Source organism: Paucihalobacter ruber (assembly GCF_006494535.1).
GTDB lineage: Bacteria > Bacteroidota > Bacteroidia > Flavobacteriales > Flavobacteriaceae > Paucihalobacter > Paucihalobacter ruber.
This window is the reverse complement of sequence record NZ_VHIQ01000004.1, coordinates 333,757-353,272: the sequence shown is the minus strand read 5'-3', so window position 1 is coordinate 353,272 and position 19,516 is coordinate 333,757. Positions and strand designations below refer to the sequence as shown.

The following is a 19,516-nucleotide window of genomic DNA, read 5'->3' as shown; positions in this document are numbered from 1 at the left end:
GAAGCAGGACTTTGCTCTGCAGCGGTAACAGTGAGTGCCACCGCTACCGACAACTGCTCTGTCGGCGATCCTGTAGGGGTGAGAAGTGACGGTGCATTGTTGACCGATCCATATCCTGTGGGTGTAACTACAATCGCCTGGAATGTAACGGACATTAATAATAATGTAGCTACCGAAGTCATTCAAACAGTCACTGTAACGGATACTCAGGCTCCGGTAATCACCACCAATGGCAATCAAAACGTCAATGCCGAAGCAGGATTTTGCTCTGCAGCGGTAACAGTGAGTGCCACCGCTACCGACAACTGCTCTGTCGGCGATCCTGTAGGGGTGAGAAGTGACGGTGCATTGTTGACCGATCCATATCCTGTGGGTGTAACTACAATCGCCTGGAATGTAACGGACATTAACAATAACGTAGCTACTGAAGTCATCCAAACAGTCACTGTAACGGATACTCAGGCTCCGGTAATCACCACCAATGGCAATCAAAACGTCAATGCGGAAGCAGGACTTTGCTCTGCAGCGGTAACAGTGAGTGCCACCGCTACCGACAACTGCTCTGTCGGCGATCCTGTAGGGGTGAGAAGTGACGGTGCATTGTTGACCGATCCATATCCTGTGGGTGTAACTACAATCGCCTGGAATGTAACGGACATTAATAATAACGTAGCTACTGAAGTGCTACAGACGGTAACTGTTACAGATACTCAGGCTCCGGTAATCACCACCAACGGCGATCAAAACGTCAATGCCGAAGCAGGACTTTGCTCTGCAGCGGTAACAGTGAGTGCCGGTGCAACGGATAATTGTTCGGTCGGTAATCCGGTAGGTGTGAGAAGTGATGGTGCATTGTTGACCGATCCATATCCTGTGGGTGTAACTACAATCGCCTGGAATGTAACGGATATTAATAATAACGTAGCTACCGAAGTCATTCAAACAGTCACTGTAACGGATACTCAGGCTCCGGTAATCACCACCAACGGCGATCAAAACGTCAATGCCGAAGCAGGACTTTGCTCTGCAGCGGTAACAGTGAGTGCCACCGCTACCGACAACTGCTCTGTCGGCGATCCTGTAGGGGTGAGAAGTGACGGTGCATTGTTGACCGATCCATATCCTGTGGGTTTAACTACAATCGCCTGGAATGTAACGGACATTAATAATAACGTAGCTACCGAAGTCATTCAAACAGTCACTGTAACGGATAGTCAGGCTCCGGTAATCACCACCAACGGCGATCAAAACGTCAATGCCGAAGCAGGACTTTGCTCTGCAGCGGTAACAGTGAGTGCCACCGCTACCGACAACTGCTCTGTCGGCGATCCTGTAGGGGTGAGAAGTGACGGTGCATTGTTGACCGATCCATATCCTGTGGGTGTAACTACAATCGCCTGGAATGTAACAGACATTAATAATAACGTAGCTACTGAAGTCATTCAAACAGTCACTGTAACGGATACTCAGGCTCCGGTAATCACCACCAATGGCGATCAAAACGTCAATGCCGAAGCAGGACTTTGCTCTGCAGCGGTAACAGTGAGTGCCGGTGCAACGGACAACTGCTCTGTCGGTAATCCTTTAGGGGTGAGAAGTGACGGTGCATTGTTGACCGATCCATATCCTGTGGGTGTAACTACAATCGCCTGGAATGTAACGGACATTAATAATAACGTAGCTACCGAAGTCATTCAAACAGTCACTGTAACGGATAGTCAGGCTCCGGTAATCACCTGTCCCTCTGATATCAGCACGACGGTTGAATTTGGTGTTACTAGCAAGGTAATCACTTATGAATTGCCGACTGCTATTGACAACTGTGGTATACCAACACTAGAGCTTGTAAGCGGTCCAGCGAGTGGTGCCGTATTCCCATTAGGTACTACAACAGTAACTTACCGCGCAACTGATGCTGCCAATAATACAGCCGATTGCAGTTTCACAGTAACTATAACAGAAAGCGCCGATAATGAAAACCCGGTAATTACTGATTGTCCAACCGATATTACAGTAGCAAACGACAAAGGTAACTGCAGTGCTGCAGTAACTTGGACAGCACCAACTGCTACCGACAACAGCGGTTCGGTGACGCTAATCAGTAATTTTGAACCCGGACATATCTTCCCCGTGGGAATTACCGAGGTTGTATATACTGCTACAGATGCAGCGGGTAATCAGTCTACCTGTAAATTCAATGTTACGGTAAATGACACTCAAGCACCAGTAATTACTTGTCCTACAGATATCAGTACAACAGTTGATTTTGGTGTTACTAGCAAGGTGATTACTTATGAATTGCCGACTGCTATTGACAACTGTGGTATACCAACACTAGAGCTTGTAAGCGGTCCAGCGAGTGGCGCCGTATTCCCATTAGGTACTACAACAGTAACTTACCGCGCAACCGATGCTGCCAACAATACTGCCGATTGCAGCTTTACAGTGACTGTCACAGAAAGTGATGATATCGAAAACCCGGTAATTACTGATTGTCCTCTCGATATTACAGTAGCAAACGACAAAGGTAACTGCAGTGCTGCAGTAACTTGGACAGCACCAACTGCTACCGACAACAGCGGTTCGGTGACGCTAACCAGTAATTTTGAACCCGGACATATCTTCCCCGTGGGAATTACCGAGGTTGTCTATACTGCTACAGATGCAGCGGGTAATCACTCTACCTGTAAATTCAATGTTACGGTAAATGACACTCAAGCACCAGTAATTACTTGTCCTACAGATATCAGTACAACAGTTGATTTTGGTGTTACTAGCAAGGTAATCACTTATGAATTGCCGACTGCCATTGACAATTGTGGCATACCAACAATAGAACTCATCAGCGGATTGGCAAGTGGTGCCTTATTCCCATTAGGTACTACAACAGTAACTTATCGCGCAACCGATGCTGCCAACAATACTGCCGATTGCAGCTTTACGGTGACTGTCACAGAAAGTGATGATATCGAAAACCCGGTAATCAGTGATTGTCCAACCGATATTACAATAGCAAACGATCCCGATGTTTGCAGTGCTGCAGTAACTTGGACAGCACCAACTGCTACCGACAACAGCGGTTCGGTGACGCTAACCAGTAATTTTGAACCCGGACATATCTTCCCTGTGGGAATTACCGAGGTTGTCTATACTGCTAAAGATGCAGCGGGTAATCAGTCAACCTGTAAATTCAATGTTACGGTAAATGATACTCAAGTACCAGTAATTACTTGTCCTACAGATATCAGTACAACAGTTGATTTTGGTGTTACTAGCAAGGTGATTACTTATGAATTACCGACTGCTATTGACAACTGTGGTATACCAACACTAGAGCTTGTAAGCGGTCCAGCGAGTGGTGCCGTATTCCCATTAGGTACTACAACAGTAACTTACCGCGCAACCGATGCTGCCAACAATACAGCCGATTGCAGCTTTACGGTGACTGTCACAGAGGATAATAATCAGAATCCCGGTGATATAGATGCTGATGGTGATGGATTTACTCCAAATCAAGGAGACTGCGATGATTCAGATGATACTGTTTACCCCGGAGCTCCGGAACTGTGCGACGGCAAGGATAACGACTGTAATGGCTTAATAGATGATGGTATTTTATTTGATACTGACTGTGAATCTTGTGTTAATGGTGACATAGTTACCACATTACTTCCGTGGTATCCCGATACTGATGGAGATGGCTATGGAGATGTGAATGCCCAGCCGTTATTTGCCTGTGATGCTCCTGAAGGATATGTAGCCAATAATACCGATTGTGACGATGCTGACGACACTGTTTATCCCGGAGCTCCTGAGCTTTGTGATGGTAAAGACAACAACTGCGACGGAACAATCGATGAAGGTGTTCAATCCGAGTTCTATATTGATGCAGACGGAGACGGCTATGGAGATGTGAATGCCCAGCCGTTATTTGCCTGTACAGCGCCAAAGGGCTATGTTGATAATAACCTAGATTGTGATGATACTAACTTCTTTATTAACCCGGGCATAGCTGGATCATGTTCTGACGATCCATGCTCAGAACCACTTGAAATAGTAAGTATTTCTGGACCTCTTGACCCTATTCAGATTAATACCTCAATTTTTGTTTCGGCAGAAGTAATAGGAGAAGTGGCTGAAGCAAAATGGACATGGGATAATGGTGAAGAAACTATTATCAATGCACCATTTAACAATTTCGCTGCTGAGTATACATACACAACACCAGGAGTTTACCAAATTGAATTGATTCTTATTGACGCCTGTGGTAATGAGACCATTGCGCTCACCGATCTGGCTGTTGTCTTTGACCCAAATGGTGGGTTTATCACCGGAGGTGGTTGGATTTGGTCTCCTCTAGGAGCTTATCAATTAGATTTAAATGCTGAAGGAAGAGCCAATTTTGGTTTTGTTGCCAAATACCGAAGAGGAAGTAATAGATTAGATGGCAATACTGAATTCCAATTTAAAAACGGCAACCTTAATTTCAATAGTTCATCTCATGAAGATATGTCTTTGGTAATTGCAGGTCATAAAGGAATTTATAAAGGCACCGGAACTATTAATAGGGAAGAAGGCTACTCCTTCATGGTATCGGCCATAGATGGTGACCTAAAAGATCCTATTGAAATAGATAAATTCCGTATTAAGATCTGGGAAACCGCATCCGGAGATGTGATTTATGACAATCAAATTTATAGTGCTGATAATGATGATGCTACTTATGATATTTCTGGTGGAAATATTGTAATACACCAACCTAAAAAAGGTAAGAAGGACTCAGATCAATCAAGAGAAACCACCGAAACGGATGATATTAGCGTAGTGGTTTATCCAAATCCATCTAGCCATTACTTTACTATCGAAGTCAATACGAACAATAAAACTGATATTATTGAAATTTATGCTTTCGATAGCGCTGGAAAACTGGTTCACTCAAATAAATTCCTTCCGGGCCAATTATACACTTTTGGCGAAAAATTAGAAGGTGGTATTTATAATGTTAAAATATCACAAGCCGGCAAGGTCAAATCCTTGAGTGTCATCAAGAATTGATTTAAATATTAATTTTTCAAATTTAAAGCAGTCTAAATATTTTTAGGCTGCTTTTTTTTAGACCAAAACCTAACCATCGTCATATTTTAATCGGGTAGTGGTTGTTAAATTTAGACTTTATTTAAATTAAATATTCACTCTTCAAATTTATATAACTGATGAAAGTATTCGACAACAAACACATTAAGAACGTGGCGCTGGTTGGCGCCCATCACTCCGGCAAAACAACATTGGCAGAAACCATGTTGTTTGAGGCCGGATTAATAAGCCGCAGAGGCAGTACAGAACAACAAAATACCATATCAGATTATCACGACTTAGAGCACCAACGCGGTGCTTCTGTTTTTGCTACACCTTTGCATACCGAATGGCGCAACTACAAAATTAATTTGATAGATACTCCGGGAATGGATGATTATATTGGAGAAATCATCTCATCAATTCGCGTGGCCGATACTATTGCCATGGTGATAAATGCCAAACACGGCGTAGATGTTGGTACCGAAATCATATGGAACTATGCCAACCGTTACAATAAACCTACTGTTTTTGTTATCAACAAAATAGACCACGAAAAATCCAATTTTGAAATGGCTTATAAAAGTTTGCATGAACTGATTGGTAATAATGCGGTGATGGTGCAATATCCTTTAGTAATTGACGGTTCTCAATGCATCATAGATGTGCTTAAAATGAAGTGCTACAAATTTGGTCCTGAAGGCGGGAAACCGGAGAAAATGCCAATTCCAGAAAAAGAATTGATAAAGGCCAACGAACTACACAACATATTAGTTGAAAAAGCCGCCGAAAACGACGAAGAATTAATGGAACTTTATTTTGATAAAGGTAATTTAAGCGAAGTTGAATTGCTCAAAGGAATCAAACTAGGCATGCTTAACCACGATTTATTCCCGGTTTTCTGTGTGTCTGCATTAAAAGATATGGGTACAGGTCGTTTAATGGGCTTTATAGACCATGTGGCACCTTCTGCATTTGATTTAAAATCGGAACAAACATTAGAAGGGGAGTTGATAACAGCCAATCCTGAGAATGAAACGGCCTTGTTTATCTTTAAATCTATTTATCAACCTAATCTGGGCATGCTGTCGTTTTTTAAAGTCATGTCGGGCGAAGTTCAGGTAAACGATAAATTATACAACACCCGAACCGGTGAGCAAGAAATTGTTAACCAATTATTTATAATGGACGGTAAGGTAAAACACGCTGTTCAAAAGTTAACAGCCGGTGATATTGGTGCTACTACCAAACTAAAATTTACCGAAACCAACGATACCTTAGGAGCAAACCCAAACAGTGCAACAGTGAAGCCAATGAAATTTCCGCAATCACGTGTTGAAAAAGCAGTGTTTGCTGCCAATAGTTCAGAAGAAGAAAAGTTAAACGAAGCTTTAAAACGTATTCATTTACAAGACTTAACCCTTACTTTAAGTTATAATAATGAAACGCATCAATCTATAATTGGCTGTCAGGGCGAATTACACTTGGCAGCAATAGAGTGGATACTTGAAAATATTTATAACGTTAAAGCCCGATTCGAATCTCCTAAGATTTCGTATCGCGAAACCATTCAGCGCAGTGCCACGGCTAATTATCGACATAAAAAACAATCGGGTGGTTCGGGACAGTTCGGACAAGTACATCTTAAAATTGAACCCTGGACGGAAGGTATGGACGAACCCGAAGGATTTAACATTAGAGGTAAAGAAGAAGTAGAATTACCTTGGGGCGGCAAGTTGATATTTTACAACTGTATAGTTGGCGGTGTAATAGATACGCGTTATTTACCATCTATTATGAAAGGTATTTTAGAAGTTATGGAAAACGGACCACTAACCAAGTCTTATATTAGAGATGTGCGAGTTATGGTGTATGACGGAAAAATGCATGCGGTAGACAGCAATGATATTTCGTTTAAAATAGCAGGAGCACAGGCTTTTAAAGATGCCTTTATGAATGCCAATCCTAAATTAATGGAGCCAATTAATGATATTTTGGTTAAAATCCCCGAAACCATGACCGGTAGTGTTATGACCGAGTTGCAGACCAAACGCGCCATTATTCAAGGCATTAATAACGATGGTAATTACCAGTTAATTAAAGGACAAATACCAAAAGCCGAGCTCGATAATTTTTCATCGCAGTTAAGAAGTATCACACAAGGTCGCGGCACATTTGCCACATCATTTAAAGGCTATGAATCGGTACCAACCCATATTCAACAACAATTAATTAGCCAATTTACAACCGAAACATTAGAAGTATAACAATAAAAACGCAAACTTATGGAAACCACAACACCGTATCTAAACGATTTAAAGTTTAATATAGACACATGGAAACGCGAATTGAGATTTCATTTGGACGAAATGAATAATTTTAAAGAAAAATTAGACGAATTGATTGCCAGACAAGAATTAGATGTAATAGAATTAAAGAAATTAGATGTGTTTCAGAATCGGATATTGATAGAGAAAGATGCCATTGCCAAGCTCAAACATCGCTGTAAAAATTTGTTAGCCAGTATTAATAATTTAATCATTACTAGAGATTTAAATAATACCATTTTTGATGATCAACAAGTATTGCGTGAAGATATGCGCAATTACATCCGTTTACATTACGATTTAAAAGAGGAGATTATGGATTTTCTTTTAGAGAATTCTTAAGTAAAATTGATGTAATAAAAAAGGCTGTTTAAAGAACAGCCTTTTTTATTTATGTTTAATTTCAAACAGAATTAAAATCTATAACCTAGACCAATTTGAAAGTAATTTAATTTGGCTTTGACATCAAATCCATCGAAATCGCCTAAATCATCAATACGATCAGACAAACCAAAAGAATAGCGAGCATCAATAATAACATTATCAGTAATGTCGTAAGAAGCACCAACGGCCAGACCAAAACCCAATCGCTTTAAACCTTCAGAATCCTCTTCATTCAACAAATAGTCAAATTGTGGCCCTGCTAATAAACCAAATCTTTCATTTGGTTTATATTTCAATAAAACCGGTATTAGCAAAACGTCTGAGCTTTCACCATCCTCAGTAAATCGCGCATAGGTTAGTTCTGGTAATAAATTAAAATTATCGGAAAGATAAAATTCCGCAAAACCACCTAAATAGAAGCCTGAAACATCTTCATTAACGTTGGTGCCTTCAACATCAACTTTTAAAGCAAGAGAGGCAAAACCACCTTTTAAACCAAATTTTGTGGAAGTGTTCCCATTTGATTCATTTTGAGCTTGTGCATTTAAGGCCATAAATAACATTAACGCAATAAATAATTGAAATTTTTTCATTAGAAGTTTTCTTTTAAATTGAACGACGCAATAATAATTAAATTAATTGATATATATGAATAGGAGAAGCATCAGGAATTAAGATTATTTCTATTTTACATAATATAAATTATAGTGATATTTACAATCAACGGAAATTATGGTGTTTGTTCTTTTGGATCTTGCAAGTTGTTTATATACATTAATTTAAGAAATATAGGTAGAATATAGATTAATTAACAAAATACATTTTTAATTTTCCTCTATTCTTCACATCGAGTTCACCTCTATAATCGCAATTAAAATCGTTTTTTATGATCTCGTAGGTGTTTTCAGAAATATTAATGCGTCCCGGTTCTGAATTACTTTCCATACGCGACGCTATATTTACAGTATCTCCCCAAATATCGTAGGCAAACTTTTTGGTACCAACAACACCTGCTACCACAGGACCTGTGTTAATCCCAATTCTAATATCAAACGTCGCCGTTGTGTTATCATCTATTTTTGCCTGATTTACAAAATCATTCATTTCCTTTGCAGCTAACACCATTTCTTTTGCTTGATCAACGTTATCATAACTCAAACCACCAACAGCCATATAGGCATCTCCAATGGTTTTAATCTTTTCTAATCCATATTTCTCCATAATTAAATCGAACTTAGAAAAATAATGATCTATCGTTTGCACTAATTGCTCAGGAGAAAGATTCTCTGCATAACTTGTAAATCCTTTAAAATCTGAAAACAAAACTGTTGCCGAAGGATACTTCTTCGCCTCTACTTTGCCATTATCTTTAAGTTCTTGTGCGGTTTCTTCTGGTAAAATATTAAGTAATAATTTATCTGAACGGTCTTTCTCTGTGGCAATAATTTTATTGGTCGCTTTAATAAATTTATTCCGTCTAAATAAGCCGAAAGCTAATAAACCTATAAAAAATAAAACACCGGCTATTGAATACATGATGATGCGATTGGTTCTTCCCTTTTGAGTTTCTAGTTCTAATTCTGCTTGTGTTTTGCTGTTTATAGCATTAGAAATCTTCTGGACTTCGGCAATATTGCGCACACTGTCTCGGTAAACAATATGATTTTTAAAATAATCTAAAGCCAAATTTGCATTATCAGCATTTTCATAAAGTTCAGAAAGCTTAAGATTAGCTTCGCTTATTTGTTCTTTTAAACCATAGGCTTTTGCTAGGTCGAGACTGCGATAACCATACTTAAAGGCAACGTCAAAATTACCTTTATCAGCATATATATCTGCTAAATAAGTTAAGTATACGGATATTGGATAATAATCTTTTAGTTTTTCTAAAATATTAATAGCCTTATTTATATTCTCCTCTGCGAGCTCATCCTTGCCTTGTTCTGCATATACGATACCGATATTACCTAAGTTATAGGCAATTCCAATTGGTTTATTTTTATTGTTATAAATACTGCTAGACTCTTCAAAAAACTCCAGAGCTTCTTTATATCTTTGAATCGTTATTGACCAATCACCAGCATTTAAAAGTGCACCGGCTAAATTTGTTGAATCTGGTATTCTCCTCAACATTTCTATACCATTAGTATAATATTGCTCTGCAAATTCATGGTTTTCCATAGCTGCATAGGTGTCCGCAATAGAAATCTGAATTAATGCCATTGATCTTTCATTCTTAGTCTTTTCGGCATATTCAAGCCCTTTCAGAAAAGCTTCTATTGCTTTTGAATTATCCCCTTTTTTAAGCAAAGCATTTCCTTTTGCCAAGTAACCCAGTCTAAACGCTTTTAAAGCAGAGTCTTTTGGTTTTACAGCAATAGCTTTCTCAATTAGAACTTCTGCATAAAATAAAGCAGAGTCAGGATTAGTTTCAAAAAAACTGATTAGATCTAATTGTAGGTATTCAGACTTTTCAGAGTCACCAGATCTTAGCAATTCTTTAATACTATCCGCAACCTTTTGATTTTGGCAGTTAGAATTCTGAATACTGAAAAAAAAGAGACCTATACATAGGATATAGGTCTTAATTTTAATTAACATAGTGCTTAACTTGTTTGTTCTTGCATCCTTATTTTAGGATCAACAGGATATATGATAGGACTATCGTTGATAGAAAAATTAACTGTATAAGGCTCATCTCCATTTATGGCATTACCTCTAACTGTAGCTGTAAGTTTTTTACCTCCACCTTTAGGGTCCTGTATACCAGGTGGGATTGGTGTATTCAAGATGTCGATACCATCTGGATTTTTTTTAACAACACTCAAAATATTTATGATGTCTCTGCCATTCGCAGCAACGCCTTGCCACTCGCAGGTTGCTCCTTTATTTACAGTAGACACATAGGTCTCTGGATGACCCGGATTTTCTAACGGGTCACTTTGATTGTCAGAAAAAACAACATGATTATTGATGTTGTCTGGATCTGTGGTTAGTCCCTCGGTTGTTACAGTTAGCGTAATGATTGTGTTGGCTGGTTTTCCTCCCATGATTAGTCGGGTTTTTAAGTTATTAATAGTTAAAATTATAAATTTAGAATAGTTAATGTTTTTTGTATGCGCTAATCATCGACTTGTTATTAACTAAGATAGTTTTATTTTTTAACATTACAAAAAATAAATAATTTCTAAAACTAAATGCTCAAACTATGAAACTCTTGAAACGTACTCAAAATATCGAGTATTTCCTCTATTACCATCTGGCATATATTTAAATCCAATAAAGCGCAACCAAGAAAGCTGATTATCAATATGCTTTGATTCAGAATATAACCCTAGCGTGCAACCTTTATAATTATTAGATTGCTCCTCGAAGATTTTACGCATTTCAAAACTTACTTTTAAAGCATAGTTTTCCTCTTCCATATGCTTACTTGCAACAAAAAAGCCCTCTAGTTTTTTATCACTAACTATGATAGCTCCCAGAATAGCTAAAGGCAAATTATTTTCGATCTTCCATATTTTAGAATAGCCTCCATTGCGAGTTAATTCAACTTGTTCAATTAAATGGTCTAACGAACTCTTCTTATTATGTTCATTGTGTAACTTCCACTCGTAATGTGTAAATTTCCAGGGATTATTTAGAATATAGGAAATGTCTTTTGAAGTTATTGTTTCGAGTAATTTAGACATATTGTCTTATTTATATTTAAAAAAATTAATCCATCACAGCTTTTGAAGGGTTCGCTAATACTCCTGAAAAAAAATTAATCACCTTACACGCTAATCCTTAACTCCCGGCTGTTTCATTTTCCAGTTGGTTTCTGCCTTAGCCTTATCAACCATGGCCTTCACATCACTTAGCAAACGCTTGGCGTCATAAATAATACCGTCTTTAATGGTGTATTTAACACCACCCACTCGAACCACTTCGTTGTCTTGAGTTAGTTTGATTGCACCTGTGCCATAAAGTACTTTTAAATTCATCAATGGGTTTTCTTCAACAATCACAAAATCTGCAAGTTTTCCAATTTGAACAGACCCAATTTTATCGTCCCAACCAAGCGCCTCGGCGCCGTTTAAAGTGGCCGCTCTTATAATCTCTAAAGGATGAAATCCGGCTTCTCTTAACAATTCAAGTTCTCGCGGATAAGCAAATCCATACAGTTGGTATATAAAACCGGAATCGGTGCCAACCGTAACGCGGCCTCCTCTATTTTTATATTCGTTAACAAAAGTCATCCAAAGTTTATAATTGTGTTTCCATTCCACTTCTTGCTCGGTTCCCCAATAATGCCAATAACTGCCATGGCTAATTTTACTGGGTTCATAGAATTTCCAGAGTGACGGCAAGGTATAATCTTCATGCCATTCGGCTCTTCTGGCACGATGCAAATCTCTACTCGCTTCATAAATATTAAATGTTGGATCTATGGTGAAATCCAATGCCAATAACTCATTCATTACCTTATTCCAGTGCTCTGAGTAGGGCTCAGCAGCTTGTTTCCAGAGTTTCCCGGCTTCCTCAAAACGGTGCTGTTCGTTTTGGTAATTATAATCCAAACGGTAGTGTTGTACAGTTCTATCATTAAACAACGCTTCGGGTAAGCCATACCAATGTTCCATAGAGGTCATTCCTGCTCTGGCAGAATGTAATACATTCCAGCGCGCTACACTTAATTGTGCATGATGCGCTGTGGATCTCAAACCCAACTTTTTGTTTTCGTCTAAGGCTGCGGTCATAATATCGGGTTCAGCACCAAAAAACTTGACACCATCAGCGCCTTTTTTAGCATTTTGCCTTACCCACTCTCGAGCCATTTCAGGCGTGGTAATAGGTTGGTTGCTTCCGGATCCAAAACCGGTATATTCAAAAATTCTCGGTGCAATAATTTCGTTGGCTGCACTTTGTCGTTTTAGCTCCAATGCGTTAATACCACTGGGCTGTCTTACGGTTGTGACACCATGAGCCATCCAAAGTTTAAATACATATTCAGGGTCTGCGCCTTGAGCATTTCCACCTATATGACCATGCATATCAACAAAACCAGGTAGTAAATACATGCCATTGGCATCTAGTTCTTTACCACCGGACTTTAGTTTTGGTCGTTTAGAGTCGTCAATAGGGACACCATCATATCCAACAACTTGTATATTGACAATTTTGTTGCCTTCAACAACAATATCTATGGGGCCTTGTGGTGGTGAACCATCACCATTAATTAAAGTAACACCACGAATAATGAGTTGAGAATGTGGTCCATCGCCTCGATAATTATCTTGAGCAAAACCGTTTAAAATAAATAGGAACGAGAATAGAATGGTTAGTTTTTTCATAATATTTCCTGACTTGATTAGGTTTTTTTAAGTTAAAATACGGTTTATTAATTGCGCGCTCTTGGCACAGAAATATTACTACCAAAAAACAAGGCGTTTAAAAAGAGCTTATTGGTACCATACCAAGCACCTCTAAAATTAGGATTGTCTGCAAACATTACAACCCGACCACTTCCCAACTGACTCACAATAAGGGAAGCGGATGGTTTTAAATAGATGTTGAGGTTATCACCAGAAATGTATCCATCTATATGAGGGTTTTCTGTGTATTTGGCAACAGTACCATATTGGCTAGTACTTGGTGCCAAAAAAACATTATTGTTTTTGTAAACAGGAAGTTTACCGGCTCTGTAACCAAATCCTAAAGGATGCGTGACGTCTAAATCAACTTCAAAAATAGCGCCGCCAACTTGCTCTCTGCCTAAATTTTCACTAGCATCAACATAAGGCAGTCTTTCAACTTTTTCAGATGCTTCCTTTTCGTCTTTGTCTTTCGACTTAGGCTTAGTAGTTAGTTTTTCCTTTACCAATTTTTGGTCAATTACCCATTTTGAAGCAGATCCAATGGTAATTAAGGTATTGCCGTTGGCCGTCCAATCTCTGATAGTTTGACGTTGAATAGAATCGATCGTATTGTAACTTCCTGAAACCATCACAAGGGTATTGTACTTTTCTAACCAATTGCCACGAATGGTATTGGTTTGAAGTTTTGTAATTGGCATTTTGGCTCTGGTGTCTAATAAATGCCAAACTTCACCAGCTTCATAGCTATTAACACCATCACCAATTAACATGGCTGCTTTCGGCTTTTTAACGGCTCTGAAATTGTTACTTCCTAAATCAATACCTTTAATACTAAAACCGGTATTTGCTGAGTAGATTGGGACATTAAATTTATCTTGAGCTTCTTTTACTATTTGGTACACCTCGTCACTTGTTAGTTCTTGTTGTTTGCTTACCGGAATCATAATGCTGCCATAATTAAAATCTTTGTCTCCAGAATTAGTTTTACTGGAAAAAGGCTTAAATGCTGATGCCGCAATGATACCTCTTGACTGCATATAGTATAAGGCTGAAGGCGCATAATAGTCGTCCCAATCCATGATGTATGCATAATCGCTTTTTGGAACAGACACTACCTTGTTAATGCTTTCGGTTGAAGTGACTTCCTCACCAAGATTAGCGGTTTTTAAGCCGCTATAATCCATATTATAAAAGTTGGCAACACTCCAGGCAGAGGCATCATAAAAAACACTATCGCGATATTTACTGTAGGTTTCAAACATAGATTGTACCATTCTGCGTTGTGGTTGTTTTAGTGGTACAGTAAATTTGTTTCCGTTTTTGTATACTTTTATTTTATGTTTTAAAAGGTAATCGACAAAGGCTTTGTTTCTATTGTTGTCGTAAGCATCACCAAACTCATAAGCCGTAAAGCCGGTAGGTATTTTTTCTGATAAAGCGGTTTTAAAAAATGTTTGTTGATATTGTCGTAAGTATGCTTTATTTTCAACAGCTGCTTTTATGGTAGCAAAACTTGATGTGTACTGATTTCTAATGGTGAATGCAAAAGATATGGTGCCATAATCTGTATCCTGAAGGTGACCTCTGGAACTGGCTTGCTCAAACAATAAAGCCAGAGCACCCTGTAAATCCGGATAAGAACTTCCATAACCCGGGTAGGTGCCATCAAAGGCTTCTTTGGTGAAGTAAAACGACCCGATTTCGTCTAGCGCACTCACAAAATATTTAGCAAACATGTCGTTTAAATCTTGATAGTTTTCTTTTGGCATTATAGGGTCTAGTGAGCCATTAGGTTTCATTGGCTCAAAAAAGTGATTGCTATTGGTTCCCATTTCATGAAAATCGGTCACTACATTTGGATACCATTGGTGATACCACTTTAGTTTACCTTGACTTTCAGGATGAACTGCTAATAACCAGTCTCTGTTCAAATCAAACCAATAATGGTTAGTTCTACCTCTAGGCCAGGTTTCGTTGTGTTCTGCATCGGCAGCATCAGATACAATTTCTTTTGCCAAAAACTGATTTGCCCATTGTGTATGCCTGTCGCGCCCATCAGGATTGATGGTTGGATCGATAAAAATAACCGAGTTCTCCAAATAATTTTTTACTTCAGGATTATTGGAAGCCACTAAGGTGTAAGCTGTTAACAGCGCAGCTTCTGAACTTGAAGGCTCATTGCCATGTACATTATACCCCAATTGTATAAAAATTGGAAGTGCATCATAATTTGTGGGATTTTGGCTTGGATCTACAAATTTTAAATGCTCCTGCTTTAAAGATTCTAAGTTTTTTAGATTTTCAGGAGTTGAAATGCGTAGCATTACCAATTTACGCATTTCATGTGTTTGTCCGTAAATTTCAATTTCAGCACGATCTGAAAGCTCGGCCAGCTTGGTTAGATAAGCTACAATCAAATCATGTCTGGTGTGCTGTGCACCAATAGGCCTGCCTAAAAATTCTTCGGGAGAAGGAATCTCCGGATTAAAAGGTCCTTTGTTTTTTAAGAAATAATCTTGTGCCGATAGCGGTAATACCATGATCGCACAAAGCACCATGGTGAACAATAATTTTGAAGAAGTCATTCGGTTGGTTAATTTAATAATAAGTCTCTAAAATAGAAATTTATTCTAATTCCGCACCGATAAACCTTGCCCTTTAACAATTAAATAAGCGTTGGCTGGTCTGTTTATTCAAAGGGAGTTCGTTCAATTCGTTAAACTTTCTTTGAATAAAAGCTAAATTTATTGTTAAGTGAAAAGAATGAAAAATTTAATCGAAGAAATAAGAACAAAAGCAAATTAATTTAACGCCTCTAACGAAGAAGTCAAAATAATATCCTTTTGCACCACATTTAAACCGTCAACAACAGTTGGTTTTAAAATACGGCTTGGATCACCTTTTTTAGAAATGCGTTTACGACATTGTTTAGATAATAAAGGATCTGCATCAAAAAGAAATGAAGGAATTTCATAGGATGTATTATCAGCTTCAGTAATAAACACAAACAATTGTTGTTGCATATTAAAACGTCTGTCGTTACCGGGGATATAGGTGTAAAAGGTGTACATCCCACTGTCATCGGTTTTAATTGAACCACTATTAATGACAGATTTTTTGCCGTTTTCATCAACAACATTAAAATTACCATGTTCATCGGCCTGTTCAATACTTAAAATAACATTTTTAGCAGGTGTCACACCATCGCTTTCATAAACAACTCCTGAAATTTTAAGTTTATTGGGTTTGGAATCAAATCCCGGAATAGTATCAGTATTAATCAAATCCTGAGCAATTAAATTGTGGCTTCCAACCCCAAAGGATAGTAATAAAACAAAAAGTAAATTTAGAGTTTTCATAAGTTTTAAAATTTGAGACACACCAAAAGTCAAAAAATAATGCCCAAACCAATAAAAAAATTGGTAACACCCATAAAATCACGACTAACTGAAAAAGAATGCAAATTATTTCGGTGAAATGTATTTATATAGGTGCTGTTTGATCTAATAAATAGTTATATGACATTGCTCTCTCCTATTAAAAAATTATTTTCAACATACCTATCTACTTAAAATTATAAACGTGAATATGTTAAATTTAAAAATCCTAAAAACGGTTGCTTCAAAAGACTCCAAACCTTCAAATTCTGTTAAACTTTCAGCCAAAACTGTATTATTTATAATATATTTATAACATTATTAAATCCCTCTTAAAATGAAAAATACTATAAGTCTCGAGACTGCTCAAGCATGGGCAAATCGTTGGAAAGAAGCTCAAAACAACAACAAAACACCACACATTGCGGCATTTCTAATTCCCGGAACGGATGTTAGTGAAGCACTTAAGCCCGAAAAAGCAGTTGACGTAAGAACTTATATGGGTATCGATGAAACGAATACAACACGCCTTATTATTGTAGGTGTTGACGAAAAAGGGAACGATTTAATAGACGAGGTCAACGGCTATTATATTTATGATTTTACCTTACCTTGCCCCGAATATTGTAATAATATTCCACCATTTATAGTTTCAAAATAGTACTTAAAATAGTTTTGATTATTTTCAATATATACGATGTTTTTTAAAGAGCTTTTTGATTTCTTGAAGTTTGCCGCATCTCCTTCTACCGTATTATTAACAATAAATACGATTCTATTTGCTTGGTTCGCTCTTAAAACAAAAATAAAAGTTTATAGTATTTTAGCACTGTATTTAGCCACCATTTTTATTATTCAAAATTATGGTGCTTGGTTGGCATTTAAAGGCACTAACAATCTTTTTGGCACACATTATTATTTCATATTGCAGCTATTATGGCTGGCTTATTTCTATCATGAAATTTGTAAGTTACAAATTCAAAAAAAAATTATCCGCTACAGTGTTATTTGCTGCTTAATAGTTTTAGCCGTTCAATATAGTTTAAAACCTGAGTTATATTTTAAATTTAATGAGTTAGAGGTATTTTTGTGTTCGTATTTATTAATTATATATGCGTTGTTTCATTTCTATAATTTACTTGGAGCCAAAAGAAAGTTTTTATTTTTTAACATTGGATTATTCGTTTATTTGTTTGGCAGCACCATTTTATTTTTAGTAGGAAACCTTAATTTAATTTTAAAACTTGACAGTATCAACACTGAACTTAATAAATTGATTTACACAATATTTCAGTTATTTATTTTGGCAGAAGGGATTTATATTTTTTACATGTTAAATGCCATTAATGTTAAATCTAAATTAATCCATGGAAAACATTGAAAACGTTGAAATTATCAGGGTTATCATTTATATATTCTTCGCTTTTATATTGATGGGCAGTGCTGTTTTGGTGTTTGTATACTTCTCTAGAAAAAAAATTATCGAACAAAAAATCAAAAATAGAGAGAAAGAAATAGCCCATCAAAAAACCCTTATCAACGCCATAATTGAAACTCAGGAAAAAGAACGCAACCGTATTGCACAAGATCTGCATGACGATATTAGTTCCGGTTTAAATGTGGTAGCCATTAACTGTTATATGCTGAAAACGCCCAATTTAGATTATAACGAACAATTAAAAATCACTAATACCATTCTGGAATTAACCAATAAGGTTTTACAAAGTTCTAGACGCATCGCACACGATTTGTTACCTCCTGTAATTGATAAATTTGGTTTACATGAAGGCATTAAGGAATTGGTTGAAAACATCAATAATATCGGACAGCTTCAGATTAAATATAATAACCATCTCAATTTTGATGATTTAGCACATGAAAAGCACCTGCATGTATTTAGAATACTTCAAGAGCTTATAAACAATTCTCTTAAACACAGTGAGGCCAATACCATTACTATTGACTTTAACCAAGACTCCGATGGTATTAAATTACACTATAGCGATAATGGCAAAGGTTTTGATGTAACAAATTCGGTCCATAAAAAAGGATTAGGGATGAAAAATATTGAAAGTCGCATATCACTTTTGCAAGCAAAACTGACTGTTGACTCAAAGTTGAATCAGGGCACACATTTTTTAATTCATTTCTAGGTAAGTATGGAAAAACAAATTGAAATTATTCTCGTTGATGATGAGGCCCTATTTAGAAGCGGAATAAAATTTATTCTCGAGCGTGAACCTAATTTAAAAGTGGTTTTTGAAGCGTCTAATGGCAATGAATTACTAAATTACTTAAAACGTGCCAAAAGACTTCCCGATATTATTTTAATGGATTTAAAAATGCCCATGCTTAATGGCGTAGAGACTACTAAAATTTTGAATACTTTATATCCACAATTAAAAGTAATAGCTTTATCCAGTTACGATACCAGATCTTTTATTATCAACATGATAAACGAAGGCGTTTCATCTTACATTATCAAAAATTCTACGCCGCAAGAAATGATTGAAACTATTAATAAAGTTCACCAAAAAGGGTTTTATTACAATAAATTAACATTGAAAATTATAAATGATGAAAAGAAAAACAAGAGCAATACAGCTGTAAAAAGTGTCTTGGACCCCGATTTTCTTACTAATAGAGAATATCAGATTTTGGAACATATTTGCCTTGAATTTAATACTCAGGAAATCGCTGAAAAATTATCTATAAGCCCACGTACCATTGAAGTCCACCGCAATAATTTAATGGAGAAAACCAAATCAAAAAATGTTGCTGGGTTGGTTGTTTTTGCACTTCAAAATGATTTAATCTCTATTGAAACGCTCTTAAAGATGAGTTAGACTAACCTTACAAACAGTAGTAGAAATGATTTCATTTTCTTTATTAAACCAAAGTTATAAAGCACTATTTATAAATAAGCATATATAGATCATATCTATTATTTTATATCGGTCGAGGCCTTTATCGTTTCTAACTATGTCTGATTATA

Annotated in this window: 14 protein-coding genes; 7 read left to right on the top strand and 7 right to left on the bottom strand. The window is 37.1% G+C overall.

The features are described from left to right. From FJ651_RS10125 to FJ651_RS10115, 3 genes are all read left to right on the top strand, one after another. Nucleotides 1-5,055 (top strand): HYR domain-containing protein (locus tag FJ651_RS10125; RefSeq protein ID WP_216746124.1); only part of this gene is annotated, 5,055 nt, incomplete at its 5' end. A gap of 158 nt (nucleotides 5,056-5,213) precedes the next feature. After that, entirely contained in the window at nucleotides 5,214-7,340 is a 2,127-nt protein-coding gene (locus tag FJ651_RS10120; protein WP_140990395.1) for an elongation factor G, read from the top strand. Nucleotides 7,341-7,358: 18 nt separating this feature from the next. Further along, the gene (locus FJ651_RS10115; RefSeq protein WP_140990394.1) at nucleotides 7,359-7,742 is read left to right on the top strand and encodes a hypothetical protein; all 384 of its coding nucleotides are present in this window, start codon (nucleotides 7,359-7,361) and stop codon (nucleotides 7,740-7,742) included. A 71-nt stretch (nucleotides 7,743-7,813) separates the two neighbouring features. Here FJ651_RS10115 and FJ651_RS10110 read toward each other — a convergent pair whose 3' ends face one another. The 7 genes from FJ651_RS10110 to FJ651_RS10080 all read right to left on the bottom strand — a co-directional run bounded on the left by FJ651_RS10110 (nucleotide 7,814) and on the right by FJ651_RS10080 (nucleotide 16,503). Further along, nucleotides 7,814-8,377: a porin family protein gene (locus tag FJ651_RS10110; RefSeq protein WP_140990393.1), complete on the bottom strand. Its 564-nt coding sequence runs from the start codon at nucleotides 8,375-8,377 to the stop codon at nucleotides 7,814-7,816. Nucleotides 8,378-8,588: 211 nt separating this feature from the next. Further along, nucleotides 8,589-10,385, bottom strand: coding sequence for an adenylate/guanylate cyclase domain-containing protein (locus tag FJ651_RS10105; protein ID WP_140990392.1), 1,797 nt, complete (start codon nucleotides 10,383-10,385; stop codon nucleotides 8,589-8,591). Nucleotides 10,386-10,390: 5 nt separating this feature from the next. Continuing rightward, complete coding sequence (locus FJ651_RS10100) at nucleotides 10,391-10,834, bottom strand: hypothetical protein (RefSeq protein ID WP_140990391.1); 444 nt, start codon at nucleotides 10,832-10,834, stop codon at nucleotides 10,391-10,393. Nucleotides 10,835-10,990: 156 nt separating this feature from the next. Further along, entirely contained in the window at nucleotides 10,991-11,476 is a 486-nt protein-coding gene (locus FJ651_RS10095; protein WP_140990390.1) for a hypothetical protein, read from the bottom strand. A 90-nt stretch (nucleotides 11,477-11,566) separates the two neighbouring features. Continuing rightward, nucleotides 11,567-13,120: an amidohydrolase family protein gene (locus FJ651_RS10090; protein ID WP_140990389.1), complete on the bottom strand. Its 1,554-nt coding sequence runs from the start codon at nucleotides 13,118-13,120 to the stop codon at nucleotides 11,567-11,569. Nucleotides 13,121-13,167: 47 nt separating this feature from the next. Next, nucleotides 13,168-15,729 (bottom strand): M14 family zinc carboxypeptidase, encoded by a 2,562-nt coding sequence (locus FJ651_RS10085; RefSeq protein WP_140990388.1) that lies wholly within the window; start codon nucleotides 15,727-15,729, stop codon nucleotides 13,168-13,170. 216 nt (nucleotides 15,730-15,945) lie between these two features. Further along, nucleotides 15,946-16,503: a peptidase associated/transthyretin-like domain-containing protein gene (locus FJ651_RS10080; RefSeq protein ID WP_140990387.1), complete on the bottom strand. Its 558-nt coding sequence runs from the start codon at nucleotides 16,501-16,503 to the stop codon at nucleotides 15,946-15,948. A 355-nt stretch (nucleotides 16,504-16,858) separates the two neighbouring features. Here FJ651_RS10080 and FJ651_RS10075 point away from each other — a divergent pair, with 355 nt between their 5' ends. Genes FJ651_RS10075 through FJ651_RS10060 form a run of 4 tightly spaced genes read left to right on the top strand, consistent with a single transcriptional unit; the run spans nucleotide 16,859 to nucleotide 19,367 of the window. Continuing rightward, entirely contained in the window at nucleotides 16,859-17,182 is a 324-nt protein-coding gene (locus FJ651_RS10075) for a hypothetical protein (protein WP_140990386.1), read from the top strand. A gap of 36 nt (nucleotides 17,183-17,218) precedes the next feature. After that, a complete protein-coding gene (locus FJ651_RS10070) occupies nucleotides 17,219-17,902 on the top strand; it encodes a hypothetical protein (protein WP_140990385.1) in 684 nt (227 codons plus the stop codon). Next, a complete protein-coding gene (locus tag FJ651_RS10065) occupies nucleotides 17,889-18,674 on the top strand; it encodes a sensor histidine kinase (RefSeq protein WP_140990384.1) in 786 nt (261 codons plus the stop codon). Before FJ651_RS10070 ends, FJ651_RS10065 begins: the two co-directional genes overlap by 14 nt. 6 nt (nucleotides 18,675-18,680) lie before the next feature. Then, a complete protein-coding gene (locus tag FJ651_RS10060) occupies nucleotides 18,681-19,367 on the top strand; it encodes a response regulator transcription factor (RefSeq protein WP_140990383.1) in 687 nt (228 codons plus the stop codon). The last annotated feature ends 149 nt before the right edge of the window (nucleotides 19,368-19,516 follow it).